Source organism: Corynebacterium sp. HMSC055G02, assembly GCF_001809065.1.
GTDB classification, from domain to species: domain Bacteria; phylum Actinomycetota; class Actinomycetes; order Mycobacteriales; family Mycobacteriaceae; genus Corynebacterium; species Corynebacterium jeikeium_D.
Genome location: NZ_KV795637.1, coordinates 1 through 20310, shown reverse-complemented (window position 1 = coordinate 20310; position 20310 = coordinate 1). Strand labels below are relative to the sequence as shown.

Here is a 20310-nt window from a genome sequence, read left to right as displayed (position 1 = left end):
GGCTACCTAAAGCACATCCTCCGTCGCCAAGCATTAATCGTCTTCGACCGGAACCAGCGAGATCTTGCCGCGGTTGTCGATATCAGCGATTTCGACCTGAATCTTGTCGCCGACATTGATGACATCCTCGACCTTCTCGATGCGCTTGTCGCCACCGAGCTTGGAGATGTGGATCAGACCGTCACGGCCCGGAGTCAGGGAGACAAAAGCACCGAAAGCGACAGTCTTCACGACAGTGCCCAGGTAGCGTTCGCCGACCTTCGGCAGCTGCGGGTTAGCAATGGCATTAATCTGCTCGATTGCAGCGTCCGCGGCCTTACCGGAAGTTGCCGAGACAAATACGGTGCCGTCGTCCTCGATAGAGATATCAGCACCGGTTTCCTCGGTGATGCCGTTGATGGTCTTGCCCTTCGGACCGATGAGCTCACCGATCTTCGAAGCCGGAACCTTAACGGTGGTGATCTTCGGAGCGAGACCACTCATCTCGTCCGGAGACTCGATGACCTCAGCCATGGTGGACAGGATGGCCAGACGTGCATCACGAGCCTGGGACAGAGCATCGGCCAGAACCTTCGACGGAATACCGTCGAGCTTGGTGTCCAGCTGCAGTGCGGTAATGAAGTCCGCAGTACCAGCGACCTTGAAGTCCATGTCACCGAATGCGTCTTCGGCACCGAGAATATCGGTCAGTGCGACGAAGCGGTTCTCACCGTCAACCTCGCCGGAAACCAGGCCCATGGCGATACCGGCAACCGGAGCCTTCAGCGGCACACCGGCGTTGTACAGCGACAGAGTCGAAGCACAGACCGAGCCCATGGAGGTCGAACCATTGGATCCAAGAGCCTCGGAGACCTGGCGAATGGTGTACGGGAATTCCTCGCGGGACGGCACGACCGGCAGCAGAGCGCGCTCAGCCAGTGCCCCGTGACCAATCTCGCGGCGCTTCGGAGAGCCAACACGACCGGTCTCGCCGGTGGAGTACGGCGGGAAGTTGTAGTGGTGGATGTAGCGCTTGGAGGTAACAGGAGTCAGCGAGTCAATCTGCTGCTCCATCTTCAGCATATCCAAAGTGGTGACACCCAGAATCTGGGTCTCGCCGCGCTCAAACAGCGAAGAGCCGTGGGCACGCGGAATCAGACCGACCTCAACGCCCAGGTCACGAATGTCGGTGACACCGCGACCATCGATGCGGAAGCCCTCAGCCAGAATCTTCTCACGGACAATCTGCTTCATCACTGCGTTGTATGCAGCGCGAATCTGCTTAGATGCAGCTTGCTCGTCGACATCATCGGATACGAAGCGCTCCAGCAGCTGCCCCTCGACGTCCTCCATGTACTCATTGGTGGCGTCATCTCGTTCCTGCTTACCCGGAATGGTGAGCAGCTTGGCCAGCTTCTTAGCGGACTTCTTCTCGACTGCGTTAAAAATCTCATCGCTGTATGCCGGGAACAGCGGGAACTCCTGCGTTTCCTTCGCTGCGCGCTCAGCCAGACCCTTCTGTGCCTCACACAGAACCTTGATGTGCGGCTTTGCTGCCTCGAGGCCAGCGGCGACGATGTCCTCGGTCGGCGCCGGTGCACCGTCAGCAATACGCTTGACGACGGTCTCCCCTGCTCCGGCCTCCACCATCATGATGGCGACATCTTCGACGTTCTTGCCGCGACGCTTGCGGGTGACGATACGGCCAGCGACGACCATCTCGAACAGAGCCTGCTCGTGCTGCTCCTCGGTCGGGAAAGCGACCCATGCACCCTCTGGGTGCTTGTCATCAGCAACAAGCGCGATGCGGACGCCACCGACAGCGCCGGAGACCGGCAGCCCGGAAAGCTGAGTTGCAGCTGACGCGCCGTTGATTGCGACAACGTCGTAACGGTCCTTCGGATCCCAGGACATGACGGTGACAACAACCTGTACCTCGTTGCGCAGGCCCTTGACGAAGGTCGGACGCAGCGGACGGTCAATCAGACGACATGCCAGGATGGCATCGGTAGACGGGCGGCCCTCACGGCGGAAGAACGAACCCGGAATCTTGCCCGCAGCGTACATACGCTCTTCAACGTCGACGGTCAGCGGGAAGAAATCAAAGCCCTCGCGGGGCTGGTTGGAAGCGGTGACGGTGGACAGGAGCATGGTCTCCTCGTCCAAGTAGGTGGTCACCGAACCATCGGCCTGACGAGCCAGCTGGCCCGTTTCAAAGCGAATGGTGCGGGTGCCGAAATCACCATTGTCGATGGTGGCAACGGCCTCGGTAATACCGAAATCCTCATCAAAGAAAAATTCAACAGCCTTGCTGTTGGCCATAGGTTTCTTACTCCTAGAAATAGCGGCGATCATCGATGTCGCCTGTAAAAGATCGAATGAACTTCGTTTGCGTCACGCATTCTACCAGCTAACGCGGAAAGTTCTCGTATTGGACGGATCGGAGATCTCTCACTGCATCTGGGTTCTTGCACCTACGCGGGGTTCTAGGAGTTTGCGGGGCGGGGGGCACTTATCGATGACTTTTCTTGACTCATCGATGGTTTACCGTGTCTTATCGACGAATTACCGTGTCTTATCGATGGTGCCCCGGCACTTATGCGCACGCTTTCGATCAGCCCCTCCACCTGTCGATGAGGTATTCACTTGTGGCCACGCTACAGCGCATCGATGAGTGAATACCACAACGACAAGTGATCAAAAAAAAGACCCGCCGTGAGCTTCCATCCAATGGAAACCCAAACGGCGAGTCTAAAAAGCTTAAAAGCCTTGAATTAACAGAGCAACTTACACCAATGAAGCTCTGACAAACAGGACCTTAAGGAGAACCTTAGCGACGCAGACCCAGGCGCTCGATCAGCTTACGGTAGCGCTCAACGTCGTTGTCCTGCAGGTACTGCAGCAGGCCCTTGCGGCGACCGACCAGCAGCAGCAGACCACGACGGGAGTGGTGATCGTGCTTGTGGAACTTCAGGTGCTCGGTCAGCTGACGAATACGTGCGGTCAGCAGTGCAACCTGAGCCTCCGGGGAACCGGTGTCGGTCTCGTGCAGGCCGAACTCCTTGAGAATCTCAGCCTTTTCTGCAGTGTTCAAAGCCATGTAAATCTAACTCCTTGAATCAAATTATGGTCGTTTTTTCAGTCCACATTCTCGGCTTTCCCGGAACCAAACAGCGTCTGGCAACTGGTTCCTCGCAACTGCTTGTGGACCGCAGTCACAGCCGACGTTTTACTTTAACAGCTAATCGGTCTTAGCCAAAATGGCTTCGGTGTCTGCCACGTCCTGGTTCATCCGGTCAATGAGCTCCTCGACCGAGTCGAACTTCTCCATGCCGCGAATCCGGTCGACAAACTCAACCTGCCCAGCGGTGCCGTAGAGGTCCGCATGACGGTCAATCACGTAGGCCTCGACCGTTCGATCAGTGTCTCCAAAGGTCACATTAGTGCCCACCGACACGGCCGCTGGGTAGCGCACCCCAAACTCGATATCGCCCTTCGGGTCCGGCTCCGGGCGGGCTGCCGTCGGCTGAACCGTGAACCATGCCGCGTAGACACCATCAGCCGGGATTGCCAGGCCCTCAGCGAAGTCAATATTGGCGGTCGGAAAGCCCAGCTGCGCTCCTCCACGCCCCTGACCTGGAAGAACATCACCATCGACACGGTAGAAGTACCCGAGACACGAGGCGGCTGCGGACACCGCACCGTCGGCAAGCAAACCGCGAATACGTGTCGACGAAACACGTTCGGTCGAGTCCGCGGCAGTGACGTCGAGAAGGTCGACGATGGTGACGTCGACCCCACACTTACAGCCGTGCTCCGGCATAGTCTCGGCGGTACCTGCGGCCTTCTGCCCATAGGTGAAGTTCTGGCCAACGAAGACGGCCTGTGCATTCAGCTTGTCGCGGACAACGGTGCGTACAAAGTCTTCTGCGGGGATGCTGGAGAAGTTCTTGTCGAAAGGCACGACAAGCATGGCATCGATTCCCTCCGCTTCTGCCAGCTCGGCGCGACGGGACACGGTGGACAGTGCCGGCGGCACCTTATCCGGGGCAAACAGCGCTACGGGATTGGGATCGAAAGTCATCAACAGCGACTTCACGCCACGAGCGCGAGCGTCACTGACCGCAGCAGCTATCAGGCGCTTATGCCCAAGATGAATACCATCGAACACTCCGATGGTTACGACCGTGTCCCCCAGGTCTTCGGGTGCATTGTCCAAGCCATACCAAATCTCCACAAAGAGCCAGTGTAACTGGTCACCGTTTAACACACCGCATATAGCGCAACATAGGATTGCGTCTATGACCGACTTCGATCCGATTGCAGACTCCGGCATTGTTATCGTCGACAAGCCCCAAGGCTGGACAAGCCACGATGTAGTGGGCAAACTCCGTCGCATCTTCCGCACCAAGAAGGTCGGCCACTCCGGTACCCTCGACCCAATGGCCACCGGTGTGCTCGTCCTCGGCATCGGCCGCGGCACCCGTTTCCTGCCACATGTCCACGCCGACACGAAGTCCTACCAAGCCACCATTCGACTCGGCGCTGCCACGCTTACCGACGACGCCGAAGGCGAGTTGCTCTCCGAATCCTCGGCGGCATCGGTGACTGATGAAATGGTTCGAGCGGAAATTGCGAAGTTCACCGGCACAATCATGCAAAAACCCGCGGCGGTATCAGCGGTGAAGATTGACGGTGTCCGCGCCTACGAGCGCATCCGCCGTGGTGAGAAGGTCGATATCCCTGCGCGCCCAGTGACGATCACCCGCTATGAGGTTCTGGACATCCGCCACGACTCCGATCCTTCGCGCCCCGGGGAGTGCATCGATATCGACGTGGAGGTCGACTGCTCTGCCGGCACTTTCATCCGCGCCCTAGCTCGTGACTTGGGGGATGCACTGAGAGTCGGTGGTCATCTCACTGCTCTGCGGCGTACTGCCGCCGGCGTTTTCACTATTGATGAGGCGTTGACTATCGACGAGCTCACGGCGAAGGCCGAGCAGTTCGACACCGCCCATCCAGAAATTGCGGAGATGCGACGCCCAGTCCCGGAGCGCGCCGCTTCCTTGCTGCCGATGAGTCTGGACGAGGCCTGCCTGCGTTGCTTTGATACCCGCGAAATTACTGAACAGCAGGCGGCTGATTTGGCTCAGGGCAAGTGGCTGGAGCCGATCGGAAAACCTGGAGTCTATGCGGCGGTGTCACCAACGGGAAAGGTTCCGGCGCTGCTCACAGAATCTGGCAAACGGGCTAAGACGGTCTTCGTGGTGCGCCCGGCCACGCTGTGACTACCTCTCAAGGATTTTAAGACTGCTCGAGCCACACCGCGGTTGCAACGATGCCTGCACCGCGAGCCCAGAAGCCTTTTACTCCGCAGAAGGCGTCGGGAATCTCACGGTGAAACGTTAGCTGTAAAGGTCCGCCTGTGAGTCCTCGGGAAAAACCTCGCGCTGCTATCCGTTTCTTTCGCAGTTGGACGGAGACTTCGTCGAAGTCTAGCCACTGCCCGACTATCGGCTCCCAGAGTTTGTACATTGATTCCTTGGCGCTAAATTGCACCAGCGGGTCAAGGCGTGCTTCGTCAGTGCGCAAGACTGCCTCGATGATTCCTAACTCTAGAGTCTGCTCGACCTCGACATCGATGCCAATCCCCTGCAGCTGTTCAGCGCTCGCGGACACGGCTGCCACGGCCCCGTCGCAATGGCTAATTGACCCCACGACTCCTCGCGGCCACAGCGGCGCTCCGGTGGTCGACATGCCAATCCCATGTGGGGCAGGCTCTCCTAGCCGTTGCACCGCCTCATGCGCAGCGAGGCGCCCTCGGGTGAAATCACGGATTCGAACAGGTGCTGCACTATCAGACAGCCTCAACTCAGCGCTACGGAGCTGCTGCAATTCCGCATCACTAAACGGCCGCTCGGCATTGGAGTCAATAACTAGCCGGCTACCGGCGGGCAAATGCCTGGCCAGATACTCCTGGACGTCGGCAAGCACACTCATGCGCTGATGCCGTACCATTTCTCTCCACGGAAACGGGTAGCGACAAAGATTAGTCGCAGAATCATGAAGGCCAAGAGACCGCACCACACGCCGGTCAGCCCCCAGCCAAATGCCTGCGCCAGCCAGACCGGTGGGAGGAATCCGCACAGGACCGCGCTAACGGTGGCGTTACGGAGGAAGGCTGCGTCGCCGGCGCCGAGCAACACGCCATCGAGCGCGAAGACGACACCGCCGATAGGAATCATTGCGACAAGAATCCACCATGGTCCGGCGGTGACTGCGTCAATCACGCCTGTTGCGTCGGTAAAAATGCGGACGATGCTGGCATTACCTACTGCGAAAACAGCCGCTAGGCCGAGGGCAATGACGCTTGACCAGACCGTCACGCGCTTGCCAGTCCAGCGGGCAACGGCCGTGGAGCTACCGCCCAACGCTGCACCGACGAGCGTCTGTGCAGCAATCGCTAGCGAGTCGAGCACCAACGAAATCAGGTTCCACAGTTGCAGCATGACCTGGTGCCCACCGAGCGTGGTCGGCCCAACGCGGCCAGCAACCGCTGCGGCGGAGAGGAACGCTACCTGGAAGGACAAGGAGCGAACGATGAGATCGCGGCCGAGGACCAGCTGGCTTTTGATAATGGCGCCATTCGGGCGCATGGAAAGCTTGCGGCTAGAGCACTCTTTGAAAAGACTGCGGAGGAACAGTCCGCCGGTAATCAATTCGCCGAAGAGAACGGCCAGCGCAGAGCCCTCGAGGCCGAAGGCGCGGACCAGCGGCACAATCACAATGGCGGCCGGAACAAGGCCTGAGAGCACAAATAGCAGCGGCGCGCGGGTGTTTTGGATACCGCGCAACCAACCATTTCCAGCCTGCGCAATCAACGTCAGCGGAATGGCGAAGGCAGCAACTCGCAACCACTGCCCGGCATCATGAGCGACCTCCGGATGAGGAGCTAACCAACCGGTAAATACTGGTGCCAACCCCACGATGATGGCAAAGAGGCTAAGGCCCACAAAGATGGCGACCCACGTCGCTTGCAATCCCTCTTCAACCGCCTCGTCCACGTTGCCCCTGCCAAAGGCTCGCGCTGATCGGGCGGTCGTGCCGTAAGCCAAGAAAGTGAGCTGCGTAGTTACCACGGAAAATACCGTCGAACCAGCGGCAAGCGCCGCAAGCTGGACAGCTCCAAGCCGACCAATGACAGCCGTATCCAGCAGCACATAGAGTGCGGGCGCGGCAAGAACACCCAACGCTGGCAGCGCCAGCGAAACGATTGCGCGAAGGCTGACATCTGACTTCGCACTGTGCCCGGTTCGCTCTATGCCAGTTTGCTCAATCTCAGTGCGCTCCTGAGTTTCTCGCGAGTCCGACAATCCCCTAGGCCTCGCTCGTGCCTCGGCGTGCCTGGGCTGCGACATCGCTGGTGTCCAGGATGGCCTGCAGCAGCTCATCCTTGCTGCACTCCCGAGTCAGACCGGCGGCACGCTCGTGGCCACCGCCGCCAATTTCCAGGGCGACCTGGGAGACATCGACAAGCTCGCGAGAACGCAGCGAGACGGCCCACTGGTTTGGCTCATACTCCTTAAGCACGGCACAGACGTCGGCCGCATTAGTCGTACGCACAATGTCCACGACCGATTCAATCTCATCGTGGCCAACTTCGGCGGTCTGGTCGTGCTCAATGACGACGTGGATTAGGCCAGCGCCGTCGCCCCACTCGGGCACCAATGTCGCGGTGGAAAGCACCTTGCCCAGGAATGGAAGGTAGGCAAACGGATGTTCTTCCAGCAGCTGTGCACCAATCGTGCGCGGATTGAGCCCCTTATCCAGCAGGCGCGCCGCTGCAGTGTGCATGCGGGAATGGCCGAACTGGAACGATGCGGTGTCCGTCAACAGCCCTGCATAGAGAGCATGAGCCATCGGCGTGGTCAGCTTGATACCCCAGACACCAAAGAAGTCCAGGAGCACCATGGTCGAGGACTCTGCGCGTTCGTCAACCATGTTGACGGACCCAAAGCGAGTGTTGGTCGCGTGATGGTCAACATTGATAACGCGGTCGGAGGCCATCACGCGATCTTCCAGCGCACCGAGGCGCCCCGGGCTTGCGCAGTCGACAGTCACCCACGTGTCAATGTCTTCATCCAAGTCCGTGTACTCGACAAATCGCTCCCATCCGGGGATGGTCAACAGCGACTTGGCTGGCAAATCGCTCTCACCGTAGCTGGCTACAGCCGAAATGCCACGCTGTACAAGTGCCATGACCATCGCAGATGCAGCACCAATCGCATCCGCATCGGGGTGAACATGGGCAATGACGCCGACCTTCTTGGCGTCGGCAAGCATATCCTGCATCTGCTGAATCGGCTTGGACATGCGGCGATTAATCGCCTGGGAAAGCTGGTGAGCTGCCTGCTCCTGAGCCTGCGGAGAAGTGGTCACGTGGGTGCCCCTTTCATCGATAGATGTGGCCGGTGGAGAGTTTTACTCCTCGTCGCGGTATGGGTTGGCATCGCCTGCGGGCTTTGCGTTTCTAGCCTGCTCAGCCAATTCCGCGTCGCGCGCGCGAGTCTTATCGAGCAGCTCCTCAAGGTGCGCGGAAATCTCCGGCACCGTGTCAACCTCAAAAGCCAGCGTCGGTGTGTAGCGCACACCGGTGCCACGACCGACCAGGGAACGTAGCTGCCCCTTCGCCTTTTCCAGCGCTGCTGCTGCCGACTCGTAGTCCGGTTCCTCGTCGAGCGTACGTCCGCGCACAGTGTAGAAAACTGTGGCGTCGTGCAAATCGCCGGTGACGCGGCAGTCGGTGATAGTCACAAACTCCAGCCGCCGGTCCTTAATCTCACGCTCAATTGCGCTGGCGACAATCTCCTGAATACGCTTGGACAGCCTGCGCGCGCGTGCTGGATCTGCCATTTTTGGCTACTCCCTATCTATCTCTACCTGTGCGTAACGATTCGTAGCTAGACCCCATTTAGCGTGGGGCCTGAAGTGCCCCTTCGCTGACAAAGACCCATTTGGGATCCGGCAAAACGGTTCAATACAAAGGACTGCTAATACTAACACGCAAAACACTACTCAACTTCGAACCGCATGTTTCGCGACTTCGCCCGCACCCGTTTACCGAGTGCAGTCAATTGCTTCGCCGCACGCTCGCCCTTTGTTATTAACCCATTAATCATCACGACAACACTGCCACCACCATCGATGTCATCGACGGCATGGGGAGTCGCTACTACGGAATTGCGCAGCTGAAACGCAGCCTACCCGTACGCTCTTAACGGCGCTCCACGAAGTTGTACATCGGTAACCCATTAACATGGGAGCAGTCAGGCAGTGAATCCATCACACTATCCTGCAATGGTGTTTCTCCCTCGATGCCGAAAATCCATTTAACCGCAGCATTACCTAGCTCCAGCGGATGGAAAAGGTAACTTACCTCACCATTTTTATCCTTGGGCGCCACACTGCCATGGGTTTGTTCCCATTCAGCCACATCCGTCGGATGTAGTACCTCGACGTGTTCACCGTTAGCGAACGGTACCTCAAAATCCAACAGTCGTCCAGAGCTGAAAAACCGCTGCATGTCAAAATCATAGTCTTCGCAGCTTGCTTCTAATTCCCTGGTAGGAGTCTTATAGTGGCAGAAATCGACAACACTATTGATGCACAGTGACCAACTTTCGCGAGGATCGTTCGCCAACGCTGGGTCCTCAATAAGGTCGTATACGTCGTCGGTCCCGAAAAGCAGCGTTGGCCCAAACGCTACCGCGTGGAAGTACCAATTATGACCATCCTCAATGGTTTCTTCGGAATCAAAGGCGAATTTCCCTGGCCAAATCTTGTCCAATTGCGCAAGAGTCTCCTCTGCGCTCGCAGGAGGATAATTCAAAATATTCGTTCGCGGCAGTTCATCTGAGAGTGCAAAGAGATTAGTTTTGAAGCCCATAACGAACACGATACGCAAAAAGGCGCTCCCCGAAGGGAGCGCCTTATCAAAGTTCACGCAGTGTTTAGCTTACGTTGCTACGTGCGCGGAACCTCGACCATCTCGTAGACCTCGATAACGTCGTCCACCTGGATGTCCGGGTAAGACAGCACCATACCGCACTCGTAACCGGCTGCGACCTCGGTAGCATCGTCCTTCTCTCGCTTCAGCGACTCGATAGTCGCCGAATCCGTAATGACGTTGCCGTCACGAACCAGGCGAGCCTTCGCGTTGCGGCGGACCTTGCCGGACTCGACCATACAGCCGGCGATGAGGCCAACTGCGGAGGACTTGAAGATGGCGCGAATCTCTGCACGACCAATCTCCTTCTCCTCGTAGACCGGCTTGAGCATGCCCTTCAGAGCAGCCTCAACATCCTCGATAGCACGGTAAATCACCGTGTAGTAGCGGATGTCAACGCCCTCAGCGTTGGCAACCTCTGTGGCCTTACCCTCGGAGCGAACGTTGAAGCCGATGATGACGGCGTCAGACGCAGCAGCCAGCGTGACGTTGGTCTGAGTAACAGCACCGACACCACGGTCGATGATGTTCAGTGCGACCTCGTCGTCGACCTCGATCTTGAGCAGGGCTTCTTCCAGTGCCTCGACGGTACCGGCGTTGTCGCCCTTCAGGATCAGGTTGAGGGTGTTGGTCTCCTTCAGGATCTCGTCCAGGTTCTCCAGGGAGACGCGCTTGCGACGACGTGCTTGCAGCGCATTACGACGACGTGCGTCGCGGCGGTCTGCAATCTGGCGGGCCGTACGATCCTCGTCAACAACCAGGAGGTTGTCACCAGCACCCGGTACGGAGGTCAGGCCGAGCACCTGAACCGGACGGGAAGGACCGGCCTCATCGACGTCGTTGCCGTACTCATCGACCATGCGGCGAACACGACCATATGCGTCACCGACAACGATGGAATCACCGACGCGCAACGTACCGCGCTGAACGATAACGGTTGCCACCGGACCACGGCCACGGTCAAGGTGAGCCTCAATGGCGACACCCTGAGCGTCCATATCCGGATTGGCGCGCAGATCCAGCGAAGCATCGGCAGTCAACAGCACTGCTTCGAGAAGCTGATCGATGTTGAGACCTTGCTTAGCGGAGATATCGACGAACATAGTGTCGCCGCCCCACTCTTCGTCAGTGAGACCGTATTCAGTCAGCTGACCACGAATTTTCTGCGGATCTGCAGTTTCTTTATCAATCTTGTTGACTGCAACGACAATCGGCACATCAGCGGCCTTGGCGTGGTTAATAGCCTCAACCGTCTGCGGCATGACGCCGTCATCAGCTGCAACAACCAGAATCGCGATATCGGTCGACTTGGCACCACGAGCACGCATGGCGGTAAACGCCTCGTGACCCGGGGTATCCAAGAAGGTAACCTTGCGCTTCTCACCGTCGAGCTCCACCGGCACCTGGTAGGCACCGATGTGCTGGGTAATACCACCGGACTCGTGGCCACCGACGTTGGCCTTACGAATCGTGTCCAACAGGCGCGTCTTACCGTGGTCGACGTGACCCATCACAGTTACCACTGGCGGGCGCTGCTCCAGGTCCTCATCGTCGCCCTCGTCCTCACCGAACTGGAGGTCGAAGGACTCGAGGAGCTCGCGGTCCTCATCCTCAGGCGAGACGACCTGGACCTTGTAATCCATCTCGTCGCCGAGCAGCTGCAGGGTCTCGTCGGAGACCGATGCAGTTGCCGTCACCATTTCGCCGAGGTTGAACAACGCCTGGACCAGCGATGCTGCATCGGCGTTAATCTTCTCAGCGAAGTCAGACAGGGATGCACCACGTGCGAGGCGAATGGTCGTGCCCTTACCGTTGGGCAGCTTAACGCCGCCTACCACGGATGGTGCCTGCATTGCCTCGTACTCGTTGCGCTTCTGACGCTTCGACTTACGTCCGCGACGCGGGGCGCCTCCTGGTCGCCCGAATGCACCTGCAGTTCCACCGCGACGTCCGCCGCGACCACCGCGCGGTCCGCCACCCGGGCCACCCGGGCCGCGACCACGGCCGCCGAAGCCACCGCCACCGCCACCGCGGCTTGCCTTTGCAGGCATCTGCCCCGGGTTCGGGTGCGAAGGCATCATTGCCGGAGTCGGACGATTGCCGCTCGGCTTATTACCGCGGCCCTGTCCACCCTGCGGGCGAGGGCCACCCTGGCGTGCTCCCGGTTTCGGGCCCGGACGGCCGTTTCCACCCTGCGGGCGAGGGCCACCCTGGCGTGCTCCCGGCTTCGGGCCCGGACGGCCGTTTCCACCCTGCGGACGCGGCATGTTGGACGGCCGCGGTGCCGGACGGGAGGATCCGCCGGTCGAGAATGGGTTGTTCGCCACACGCGGTGCGCGTGCGCCTGGCTTCGGCCCTGGCTTCGGGCCAGCAGGCTTCGGCGGGCGTGGCATTTCTTGTCCCGGCTTCGGCGAACGGGACGGTGCAGCTGGCTTGGCACCCGGCTTTGCCGCCGCTGGTGCAGCAGGCTTAGCGCCTGGTTTTGCAGCTGGCTTGGCACCCGACTTAGCAGCAGCCTTGGTAGTTGGGGCCTGGGCAGACGCGTCAGCACCTGCGCCAGCATTCTTCTCTTCGTAGACCTTCTTCATCTTCCTGACGACGGGTGGTTCCACCGTCGAAGAAGCGGTCTTAACAAACTCGCCCTGAGCCTTCAGCTCGGCGAGTAGTTCTTTGCTGGTGACCCCGAGCTGCTTAGCGAGCTCATGGACACGTAGCTTTCCGGACACTGCTCTCCTCACTAGTGGGGGCCGAGCAGCGCCCGATGGCGGATTTGTCCGCGCACCGAGAGCGCCTGCAGGGCTCCCTCTTATCTATTGCCGTTCATCGCTGATGCTTCATCGTGTGCTCATCAGTGTTCAGGTCTTTCTGTTGTCATTTTTCCTGCCTCCCTGCTTAGCGACACGCACATCGTCAGCGGGGGCGAAACCCTCCGCCGCTTCGTAGTGCGTGGCGATAAACTGTTTAACCGGAAACGCATCTACCTGCGTAGATACCTTCAGTGCGCGGCCAAATGCACGGCGCTTGTCGGCGATCTCCCAAGCCTTTAGTGTTGGGGTGATCCAGGCACCTCGCCCCTGCATCCGACGATGCGGATCAGCAACGACGGCTACTGAGCCATCTGAACGGGTGGTGGCGACAATGCGTAGCAGCTCCGAGCAATTGTGGCGCTGCTTAGTTGCAATACAGGTACGTGTGGGTGCAGGCGTATGAGTTGTCGAATTCGGGTTTAGCACCCGCGAAGTCGTCATACTCCTGACGCACCCACCTTCCTGCTAAGAAATTCAGCGCGAAAATTCGCATAGGAAAATCACGCCTTGTCGTTTGGCCACCTCCCAGCATAACCCGAAAAGGCGGAAAAGTGCCAACCCCCTAGGCACTTTCCCGCCACTTTCGCAACCGCTGGGACGCTGACGTTGTGTCTACTCCGCGTCGGAGTGGATATCGATTCGCCAGCCGGTCAGACGAGCCGCCAGACGGGCATTCTGTCCCTCCTTGCCGATAGCAAGAGAGAGCTGGTAGTCGGGCACCACAACGTGTGCACGGCGCTCGTCCATGTCCAGAATCTTGACACTAACTACCTTGGCGGGCGCCAGCGAGTTACCAACGAACTTCGCCGGATCCTCGTCGTAGTCGATGATGTCAATCTTCTCGCCCTTGAGCTCATTCATAATCGAGTTCACACGCTGACCGCGGGGCCCAATGCAGGCGCCCTTAGCGTTGAGGCCCTTGACCGTGGGGCGTACAGCAACCTTGGTGCGGTGACCGGCCTCGCGCGCAATGGAAATCAATTCCACTGCCCCATCGGCAACTTCCGGAACTTCAAGTTCGAAGAGCTTACGAATGAGCTCCGGATGCGTGCGTGACAGGTGAATCGCAACACCGCGCGGTGTCTTGTTCACACCGACGACGTAGCACTTGATGCGGTCACCGTGCTTGAGTTCCTCACCTGGCAGCTGCTCAGCCGGCATCAGAATACCGTCTCGGCCGTTGGCCTCCGAACCGATGTGGACGACGACAATGCCCTTTTCATTGGCATAGACATCGCGCTGGACCACGCCGGAAATGACCTGATTAGACAGGTCTGCGTATTCGTCGAGAACCTTATCGCTCTCCGCATCCCGCAGACGCGAAAGGATGGTCTGACGAACAGCGAATGCAGCGGTACGCTCGAAGTCCTCCGGAGTGTCGTCCCATTCGGAGATGAGATTGCCCTCGTCGTCTCGCTCCTGGGCAAAGACTATGACGTCACCGGTCTCACGGTCGATTTCGACGCGCGCATACTGTGCCGGTGCGGTGGTGTTACGGTAGCTTTCACGCAATGCTCGGGCGACCAGTCCCAGCATTTCGTCGACAGGAATACCCTTTTCCTTTTCCAAGGTTCGCAGGGCAGCTAGTTCAATCTTCACTTGTTATCCTCCAGCCTGGTCAAGGCATCGTCATAGTCTAGTCCCGCAAAATCCTTCTCGGCTGCGGGCGGATTAGAGAATTCAACTTGTACCACTGCACGGGCCACATTGGTTAATTGGACACGCTGGCCAACAGCCTTCAAACGTCCCTTTGGCCCCTTAGAGGTAACGAGAATGATGGATTCTTCATCCGGCGACAGCGCACCAATGCGGGCTGCAATCGCGGAACCGTCGGCAAGCGAAATCTCCGCAATACGACCACGGTTACGACGCCAGTGCCGAGGCTGGGTCAGCGGTGCGTCAATACCAGGAGTGGAAACTTCCAAGGTGTAGCCCTGAGCGCCGAAGTCCGCTTCACCACGTGCCTCCGCGGCATCCAGAGCCGAAGATACTTCATACGTGGCCTGTTCCAGAACATCGAGGTCAGGACGCTCATCTGCGTCAACTAACACAATGACCTGTGACTTTGCGCCGGCGCGAACGACCTTGACATCTTCCACATCCAGGCCGATTTGTGCGAGCGCCGGGCTCACAAACTGTTCAATTTTCTCGGGTGCGGGTATCGCCATAGTCGTAGAGTCTACAGGTCAAGTACTAGGAATTGCGCACCTGGGCGCTTTCCACATACCGCATTGACACAAAGTGCCGCCCGCCGTGGCACCATAGTGAGGTGATTGTTGAACCTCCCTCCCCCAGTTTTGCTTCCGCATCGCATCGCACTCGTACTCTCTCGCGCCGTGGCTTCCTCGCTGCTGCCCTCGCCGTGGGATCACTTCCTGCGCTTTCCGCGTGCTCGCATCTGGTGGCACCGCGCCCCGATTACGCCATTGAGGTTCTCCATGCGCTGGCGGCGCGCGATGCACAGTCGCTTAGCGACGCCAATCCTGACCTCGCAGCGGTGCGCTCCGCGCAGGTTACCGAACTGGATAAGGAAATCACACGCGCCTGCGGCACCCACAAGGACGGTAAACCTGTCGATGAATGTGGCTCGGACGTAGCAGTCCCAGGATCCCTGGTTACCGGTTCCGACGCGAAGCTACTGCTCACGGACTCGCGAAACAATCCCGTACTGACGAATGCCCTGGATTCACGCACTGCATTGCGGGAGGAGCACACTGCGCGCCTCGCCACGGCTGTCGATGGCGGTATCGTCCTCGCTCTGCGTGTTGCGGGCGCTGAGTGGGAGGAGCTTGTCCCATTGATTCCCAGTGACAGGGATGAAATCTCGGGTGCCGAAGAACAGATGACTAAGGCACTGCAAGCCGAATACATGATGATTTACGGTGTCGGCGTAGCCGCACCACGTGTCGGAGGCGATACCACTACTGCACTTTTGGCCCGTGGCGAGCGCCACCGAATTTTGCGCGATCGTGCCCGACTAATTTTGGAGGATTCCGACGTTGAGGTGCCGGAGAGCGCACCTGGCTATATGCCGGAAGGCGCTCCTTCGCCAGATACGGCACCCGTCGATTACATGATTGCATTGGAGCGCTATTGTGCCCAGGCGTGGGAAGACGTATTGCTCGCTGCTAATAACCCTCGGATGCGTATGTTCGCGCTGCAGGCAGCTGGCGTGGCTGCCGCCGGAGCGGCAGCGCTAGGTGGCAACAACTTGGAGCCGTTGCCCGGGCTCTAAGCCTTGCGAACCAGCTCCGCGACGTGAGCTGCAATGCCGTCAGCGGCGACCTCGTCGGTCTCGTTGGTCAGGCGGTTACGCAGCTCCACCTTGCCGTCCGCGTAGCCACGGCCAAAGATGACCACAAACGGCATACCCAGCAGCTCGGCGTCCTTGAACTTCACACCGGGGCTGACCTTCGGACGGTCGTCGAAAAGCACCTCAATGCCCTGCTGGCTGAGGTCTTCCGCCAGCTGTTCAGCGGCCTCAGCTGCTTCGGCGTTCTTGCCGGCCACAGCGATGTGAACCTTGTACGGTGCCGCGGCAACTGGCCACTTGAGGCCCTTTTCATCCAACTGCTGTTCCGCGAGGACAGCGACCAGGCGGGACACGCCAATGCCGTAGGACCCCATCGTCGGACGAGCACGCTTACCGTTGACATCGAGGATGTCGATTTCAAAGGCGTTGGTGTACTTGCGGCCCAACTGGAAAATGTGACCGATCTCGATTCCGCGCTCGATCTTTAGCGTGCCATGCCCCTCCGGAGCCGGGTCGCCGTCACGCACCTCTGCGACATCGCAAATACCATCAATCTGGAAGTCGCGACCAGCGACCACATCGACGATGTGCTTGCCTTCCTCGTTGGCTCCTGTAATCCAATTTGTGCCCTCCGCCACGCGGGGGTCAGCTAGGACCTTCACACCGCGATCGGCGAGCCCCTGCGGGCCGACGTAGCCCTTGATCAGGAAGTCATTGGCTGCGAAGTCCTTGTCCTCCAGCAAGCGCGCCTCACCCGGTTCAAATGCGACTTCAAGACGCTTTTCATCGACCTCACGGTCACCGGGAACCAGGATTGCGGTGAGCTGTTCCGGCAGGGCGTTGCCCTCCTTATCGACCTTCTTCGGGTCGACGGCGACGAGAACGCACTTCAAAGTATCGGCAGCAGTGACCTCGCGTCCGAGGTCCGCACCATTGGCCCAATCAACAAGTGCTGCGATTGTGGTGCAGTTCGGAGACTCGTAAACCTTCGCCTCCGGTTGTCCCTCAATCGGCTGCGGTTCAACTGCCGGAATCTTCACGGCTTCCACATTGGCGGCGTACTCACCGTCGGTGGAGACTACGAAGGAGTCTTCGCCACTTTCGCTAACAGCCAGGAACTCCTCGGAGGCCGAACCGCCCATAGCGCCGGAGGTGGCGTGGCAGATTTCGTACTTAATGCCCAGCCGGTCAAAAATTCGCTGGTAGGCACCGCGGTGCTGCTGATAAGAATTCTCCAGCCCCTCGTCGTCCATGTCGAAGGAATAAGAGTCCTTCATCACGAACTCGCGGCCACGCAGAATACCAGCGCGCGGGCGAGCCTCGTCGCGGTACTTGGTCTGAATCTGAAACAGCGTCGTCGGGAAATCCTTGTAGGAGCTGAAAAGATCCTTGACAGCCAGCGCGAACATCTCTTCGTGCGTCGGCCCCAGCAGGTAGTCCGCGCCCTTGCGATCCTTCAGACGGAACAGCTCGGGGCCGTATTCGGTCCACCGATTCGTCGCCTCGTACGGTTCACGCGGGAGCAGTGCAGGGAATGCCAGCTCCTGTGCGCCAATGCCTTCCATCTCCTCGCGCACAACCTTCTCTACGTTGCGCAGAACCTTCAAGCCCAGTGGCAGCCAGGAGTACACACCAGGGGCAGTTCGCCGGATGTAGCCGGCACGGACGAGCAGCTTGTGGCTAGGGACCTCGGCGTCAGCTGGATCCTCGCGCAGTGTGCGCAGGAACAGCTGGGACATTCGCGTAATCATGAATGCTGATTTTACCCGTCGATCATTCTTCGCAACATGCGGGGCATTACTATGGTGCCCATGCTCGTAGTCCTACCCCCCTCTGAAACCAAAGCCACTGGTGGCAGCCATCCCGCAGTAGACTTTTCCTCGCTGAGCTTCGGCTCCCTCAACCCCATCCGCGAGCGCATTGCAGCCGATCTCGTGGCGCTAAGTGCGAACAGGGAAGCCGCGATGGAAACACTGAAGCTGGGGCCACGGCTTGCTGACGAAGTCACAGCTAATGCCGCGCTCCTAGAGTCGCCGACCATGCCGGCTCTCGAGCGTTATACCGGGGTGCTCTACGACGCACTCTCCCCCAGCGATTTGCCGGAAACCGGCCGTGCTCGACTCGCCATCGGGTCAGCGCTCTTCGGTGTCATTGGCGGGGACGACCTCATCCCCCACTACCGTCTCTCTGGTACGGTCAAGCTCCCCTTCGCGGATCAGCCTGCCGACGCGGCTCCCACAATGAAGCGCCGTTGGGGTACCGCCATCACCGAGGCTCTCAATGATGTCGACTTCCTCATCGACCTTCGTTCCGGCACCTACGCCAATTTGGGCAAAGTCAAGAGCGCGACAACGATGACCGTGCTCACCGCCGAGGGCAAAATCGTCAGCCACTTCAACAAGCACTACAAGGGCCTATTTGCCCGCGCCATCGCCCTTTCCGACACGACACCGACCTCCCCCACAGAGGCCGTCGACATCGCACGCGCCGCAGGATACGACGTCTCGCTTGACGACGACACCCTCATCTTCCGCGTCCCGGAAAACTAAATGTCGTCGTTGTAGCGCTTTCGGCCTGCCACAATGGCGGCAATCAGAGCGATAATAGCGATGAAAATGCTGTCGTATCGCGATCCTTCTCCGCCGAGGAGAAGGAGTCGGAAGATGATCATGGTTCCGAGGTAGAACACCAGGAAGGTCGCAGCGCCCATCCAGATAGCGCTACGCAGCTGATCGTCGGCAAGCAGTCGGGTAACAAACCCTGCCTTTTGCTGCCCTGGCTCACGCTTCTTCGACTTGTTGTTGCTCGACCTGTTGTTCTTACTCATCGCCCTCATCCAGACCGGCGACTTCACCGATGACGATAACGGCGGGCGGTTTGATTGCCTCTTCGACCATTCTCTCGCCGAGCTCGCCGAGCGTGCAGCGTAGCGACCTCTGATTCGGCAGCGTACCGTCCTGGATGACCGCTGCCGGAGTCTTCGGGCTGCGGCCGGCCTTCATCAAAACCTCGGCAATCTTCGGCCCGTTCTTAACTCCCATAATGATGGCAATAGTGCCGTGCATGCGGCCAAGCGCATCCCAATTGACTAGCGAAGTCTTGTGCCCCGGTGGGACGTGACCGGACACGACAGTGAATTCGTGGTTGACGCCACGCATGGTAACTGGGATGCCAATCGTCCCCGGTACCGCCAGTGCCGAGGTGATACCCGGCACAACTCGAACCGGTACCCCTGCCTTCTGCAGCTCCTGAAGCTCTTCAAAACCGCGGCCGAAGATGTACGGATCGCCACCTTTGAGCCGGACCACAAAGTAGCCCTCGCGGGCACGATGAACTAGCAGTTCATTGATGCGCTCCTGAGCCATGGCGCGACCGTAAGGAAGCTTGCCGGCATCAATAATCTCGACATCCGGCTCCAAGTCACCGAGCAGCGACAGTGGACCGAGGTGGTCTGCAACGACGACGTCGGCAAGCCGGAGCAAGCGACGCCCCTCAACGGTAATCAGACCGGGGTCGCCCGGGCCACCACCCACAAGCGCGACCTGACCAGCGAGGTCCCCAGCGCGCGACGCGCGACGGCCGGTCAGCGCCACAGGAGTAAGCGGGCTGGAAGCCCCGGTTTCATCATCGACGAGAATACCTCGGCGGTGTCCCTCTAGAGTCACCTCACGCAGCAACGCCTCGTCACAGCAGACCATGAGAGCCTTGCCCCAGCTCATCGCCTCGGTAAAACCGGTGCGGGTCAAAGTAATACGGCCGTCTGCAGCCCAGGCCTCAATCGCAGTTGTTACTTCCCCACCTTCACACACAGTGACATCAGCGCCAGAGTCCAACAGCCGAGGAATCACGCGCTCTGCAGCCGTGGAACCGCCAATCACCAACACACCGTAGTCTTTGAGAAGCAAACTCATAGCTAACACTTTACCCGGCGCACGAAGCGACAAAGCGACTGACGTTCCCCGGCGCACCCGCCGGATGAACATGCAGGTAACCGGCATGAATCCGCCCAGACTCGGAAACAAAGCCGTCGCGAACTGTTTCGCCTTGATATCCACGCCAACCCCAGGCTGGTTGCCACCCGGCCGCAGCAGCGACACTTGCGGTGTCATCGGTGAGGGCTGTCTTGTGGAACTCGTGACCGCGCACGCGCGTTCCTACCGGGCACAGCGCAGAATCAGTCAGCGCCACAGCCTCCCGGTACCCCAGCTTCAACCGTGCCATGTGCGCTCGCCCCGGGATGATGCCACACATACGGCGCCCACCGA

Annotated in this window: 18 protein-coding genes and 1 pseudogene; 3 read left to right on the top strand and 16 right to left on the bottom strand. The window is 59.2% G+C overall.

The window, feature by feature from the left end:
• Positions 1 to 33: 33 nt before the first annotated feature.
• The 3 genes from HMPREF2547_RS02740 to HMPREF2547_RS02730 form a co-directional block, all read right to left on the bottom strand.
• Positions 34 to 2301 (bottom strand): polyribonucleotide nucleotidyltransferase, encoded by a 2268-nt coding sequence (locus HMPREF2547_RS02740; RefSeq protein ID WP_048733516.1) that lies wholly within the window; start codon positions 2299 to 2301, stop codon positions 34 to 36.
• Between the two features lie 508 nt (positions 2302 to 2809).
• Positions 2810 to 3079, bottom strand: a complete 270-nt coding sequence (gene rpsO, locus HMPREF2547_RS02735) for a 30S ribosomal protein S15 (RefSeq protein WP_016422594.1) — start codon at positions 3077 to 3079, stop codon at positions 2810 to 2812.
• Positions 3080 to 3220: 141 nt separating this feature from the next.
• Positions 3221 to 4216, bottom strand: coding sequence for a bifunctional riboflavin kinase/FAD synthetase (locus tag HMPREF2547_RS02730; RefSeq protein ID WP_042388641.1), 996 nt, complete (start codon positions 4214 to 4216; stop codon positions 3221 to 3223).
• 64 nt (positions 4217 to 4280) lie between these two features.
• Here HMPREF2547_RS02730 and truB point away from each other — a divergent pair, with 64 nt between their 5' ends.
• Positions 4281 to 5267 (top strand): tRNA pseudouridine(55) synthase TruB, encoded by a 987-nt coding sequence (truB, locus tag HMPREF2547_RS02725; RefSeq protein WP_016422592.1) that lies wholly within the window; start codon positions 4281 to 4283, stop codon positions 5265 to 5267.
• Positions 5268 to 5283: 16 nt separating this feature from the next.
• Here truB and HMPREF2547_RS02720 read toward each other — a convergent pair whose 3' ends face one another.
• From HMPREF2547_RS02720 to rimP, 9 genes are all read right to left on the bottom strand, one after another.
• Positions 5284 to 5997: a 4'-phosphopantetheinyl transferase family protein gene (locus tag HMPREF2547_RS02720; RefSeq protein WP_049170823.1), complete on the bottom strand. Its 714-nt coding sequence runs from the start codon at positions 5995 to 5997 to the stop codon at positions 5284 to 5286.
• On the bottom strand, positions 5976 to 7352 hold the full coding sequence (locus tag HMPREF2547_RS02715; RefSeq protein ID WP_080969546.1) for an MATE family efflux transporter: 1377 nt from the start codon (positions 7350 to 7352) through the stop codon (positions 5976 to 5978). Before HMPREF2547_RS02715 ends, HMPREF2547_RS02720 begins: the two co-directional genes overlap by 22 nt.
• 4 nt (positions 7353 to 7356) lie before the next feature.
• The gene (locus HMPREF2547_RS02710; RefSeq protein WP_049170820.1) at positions 7357 to 8418 is read right to left on the bottom strand and encodes a DHH family phosphoesterase; all 1062 of its coding nucleotides are present in this window, start codon (positions 8416 to 8418) and stop codon (positions 7357 to 7359) included.
• A gap of 42 nt (positions 8419 to 8460) precedes the next feature.
• Entirely contained in the window at positions 8461 to 8892 is a 432-nt protein-coding gene (gene rbfA / locus HMPREF2547_RS02705; protein WP_016422588.1) for a 30S ribosome-binding factor RbfA, read from the bottom strand.
• Between the two features lie 361 nt (positions 8893 to 9253).
• Positions 9254 to 9982, bottom strand: a complete 729-nt coding sequence (locus HMPREF2547_RS02700) for a hypothetical protein (protein WP_048733528.1) — start codon at positions 9980 to 9982, stop codon at positions 9254 to 9256.
• A 20-nt stretch (positions 9983 to 10002) separates the two neighbouring features.
• Complete coding sequence (infB, locus tag HMPREF2547_RS02695) at positions 10003 to 12711, bottom strand: translation initiation factor IF-2 (RefSeq protein ID WP_016422586.1); 2709 nt, start codon at positions 12709 to 12711, stop codon at positions 10003 to 10005.
• A 129-nt stretch (positions 12712 to 12840) separates the two neighbouring features.
• Positions 12841 to 13233: a YlxR family protein gene (locus HMPREF2547_RS02690; RefSeq protein WP_016422585.1), complete on the bottom strand. Its 393-nt coding sequence runs from the start codon at positions 13231 to 13233 to the stop codon at positions 12841 to 12843.
• A gap of 171 nt (positions 13234 to 13404) precedes the next feature.
• Positions 13405 to 14391, bottom strand: a complete 987-nt coding sequence (nusA, locus tag HMPREF2547_RS02685; protein WP_016422584.1) for a transcription termination factor NusA — start codon at positions 14389 to 14391, stop codon at positions 13405 to 13407.
• Complete coding sequence (gene rimP / locus HMPREF2547_RS02680) at positions 14388 to 14960, bottom strand: ribosome maturation factor RimP (RefSeq protein WP_016422583.1); 573 nt, start codon at positions 14958 to 14960, stop codon at positions 14388 to 14390. The genes nusA and rimP overlap by 4 nt, the downstream gene beginning before the upstream one ends.
• A 101-nt stretch (positions 14961 to 15061) precedes the next feature.
• Between rimP and HMPREF2547_RS02675 the strand changes: the two genes are divergently transcribed.
• A complete protein-coding gene (locus tag HMPREF2547_RS02675; protein WP_049189652.1) occupies positions 15062 to 16027 on the top strand; it encodes a DUF4439 domain-containing protein in 966 nt (321 codons plus the stop codon).
• On the opposite strand, the gene HMPREF2547_RS02670 is transcribed toward HMPREF2547_RS02675, so the two are convergent.
• Entirely contained in the window at positions 16024 to 17796 is a 1773-nt protein-coding gene (locus tag HMPREF2547_RS02670; protein WP_016422581.1) for a proline--tRNA ligase, read from the bottom strand. The genes HMPREF2547_RS02675 and HMPREF2547_RS02670 overlap by 4 nt on opposite strands.
• 60 nt (positions 17797 to 17856) lie before the next feature.
• Between HMPREF2547_RS02670 and HMPREF2547_RS02665 the strand changes: the two genes are divergently transcribed.
• Positions 17857 to 18594 carry a YaaA family protein gene (locus HMPREF2547_RS02665; protein ID WP_042389272.1) on the top strand — a complete coding sequence of 246 codons (738 nt, stop codon included), beginning with the start codon at positions 17857 to 17859 and terminating at the stop codon, positions 18592 to 18594.
• Here the strand turns inward: HMPREF2547_RS02665 and HMPREF2547_RS02660 are convergent.
• From HMPREF2547_RS02660 to HMPREF2547_RS02650, 3 genes and pseudogenes are all read right to left on the bottom strand, one after another.
• Positions 18591 to 18872 (bottom strand): hypothetical protein, encoded by a 282-nt coding sequence (locus HMPREF2547_RS02660; protein ID WP_246819603.1) that lies wholly within the window; start codon positions 18870 to 18872, stop codon positions 18591 to 18593. The two genes, HMPREF2547_RS02665 and HMPREF2547_RS02660, sit on opposite strands and share 4 nt — an antisense overlap.
• Positions 18865 to 19956: a uroporphyrinogen-III C-methyltransferase gene (gene cobA, locus HMPREF2547_RS02655; protein ID WP_070604657.1), complete on the bottom strand. Its 1092-nt coding sequence runs from the start codon at positions 19954 to 19956 to the stop codon at positions 18865 to 18867. The genes HMPREF2547_RS02660 and cobA overlap by 8 nt, the downstream gene beginning before the upstream one ends.
• A 10-nt stretch (positions 19957 to 19966) precedes the next feature.
• A pseudogene (locus tag HMPREF2547_RS02650) lies at positions 19967 to 20310 on the bottom strand (cobyrinate a,c-diamide synthase); the annotation flags it as partial.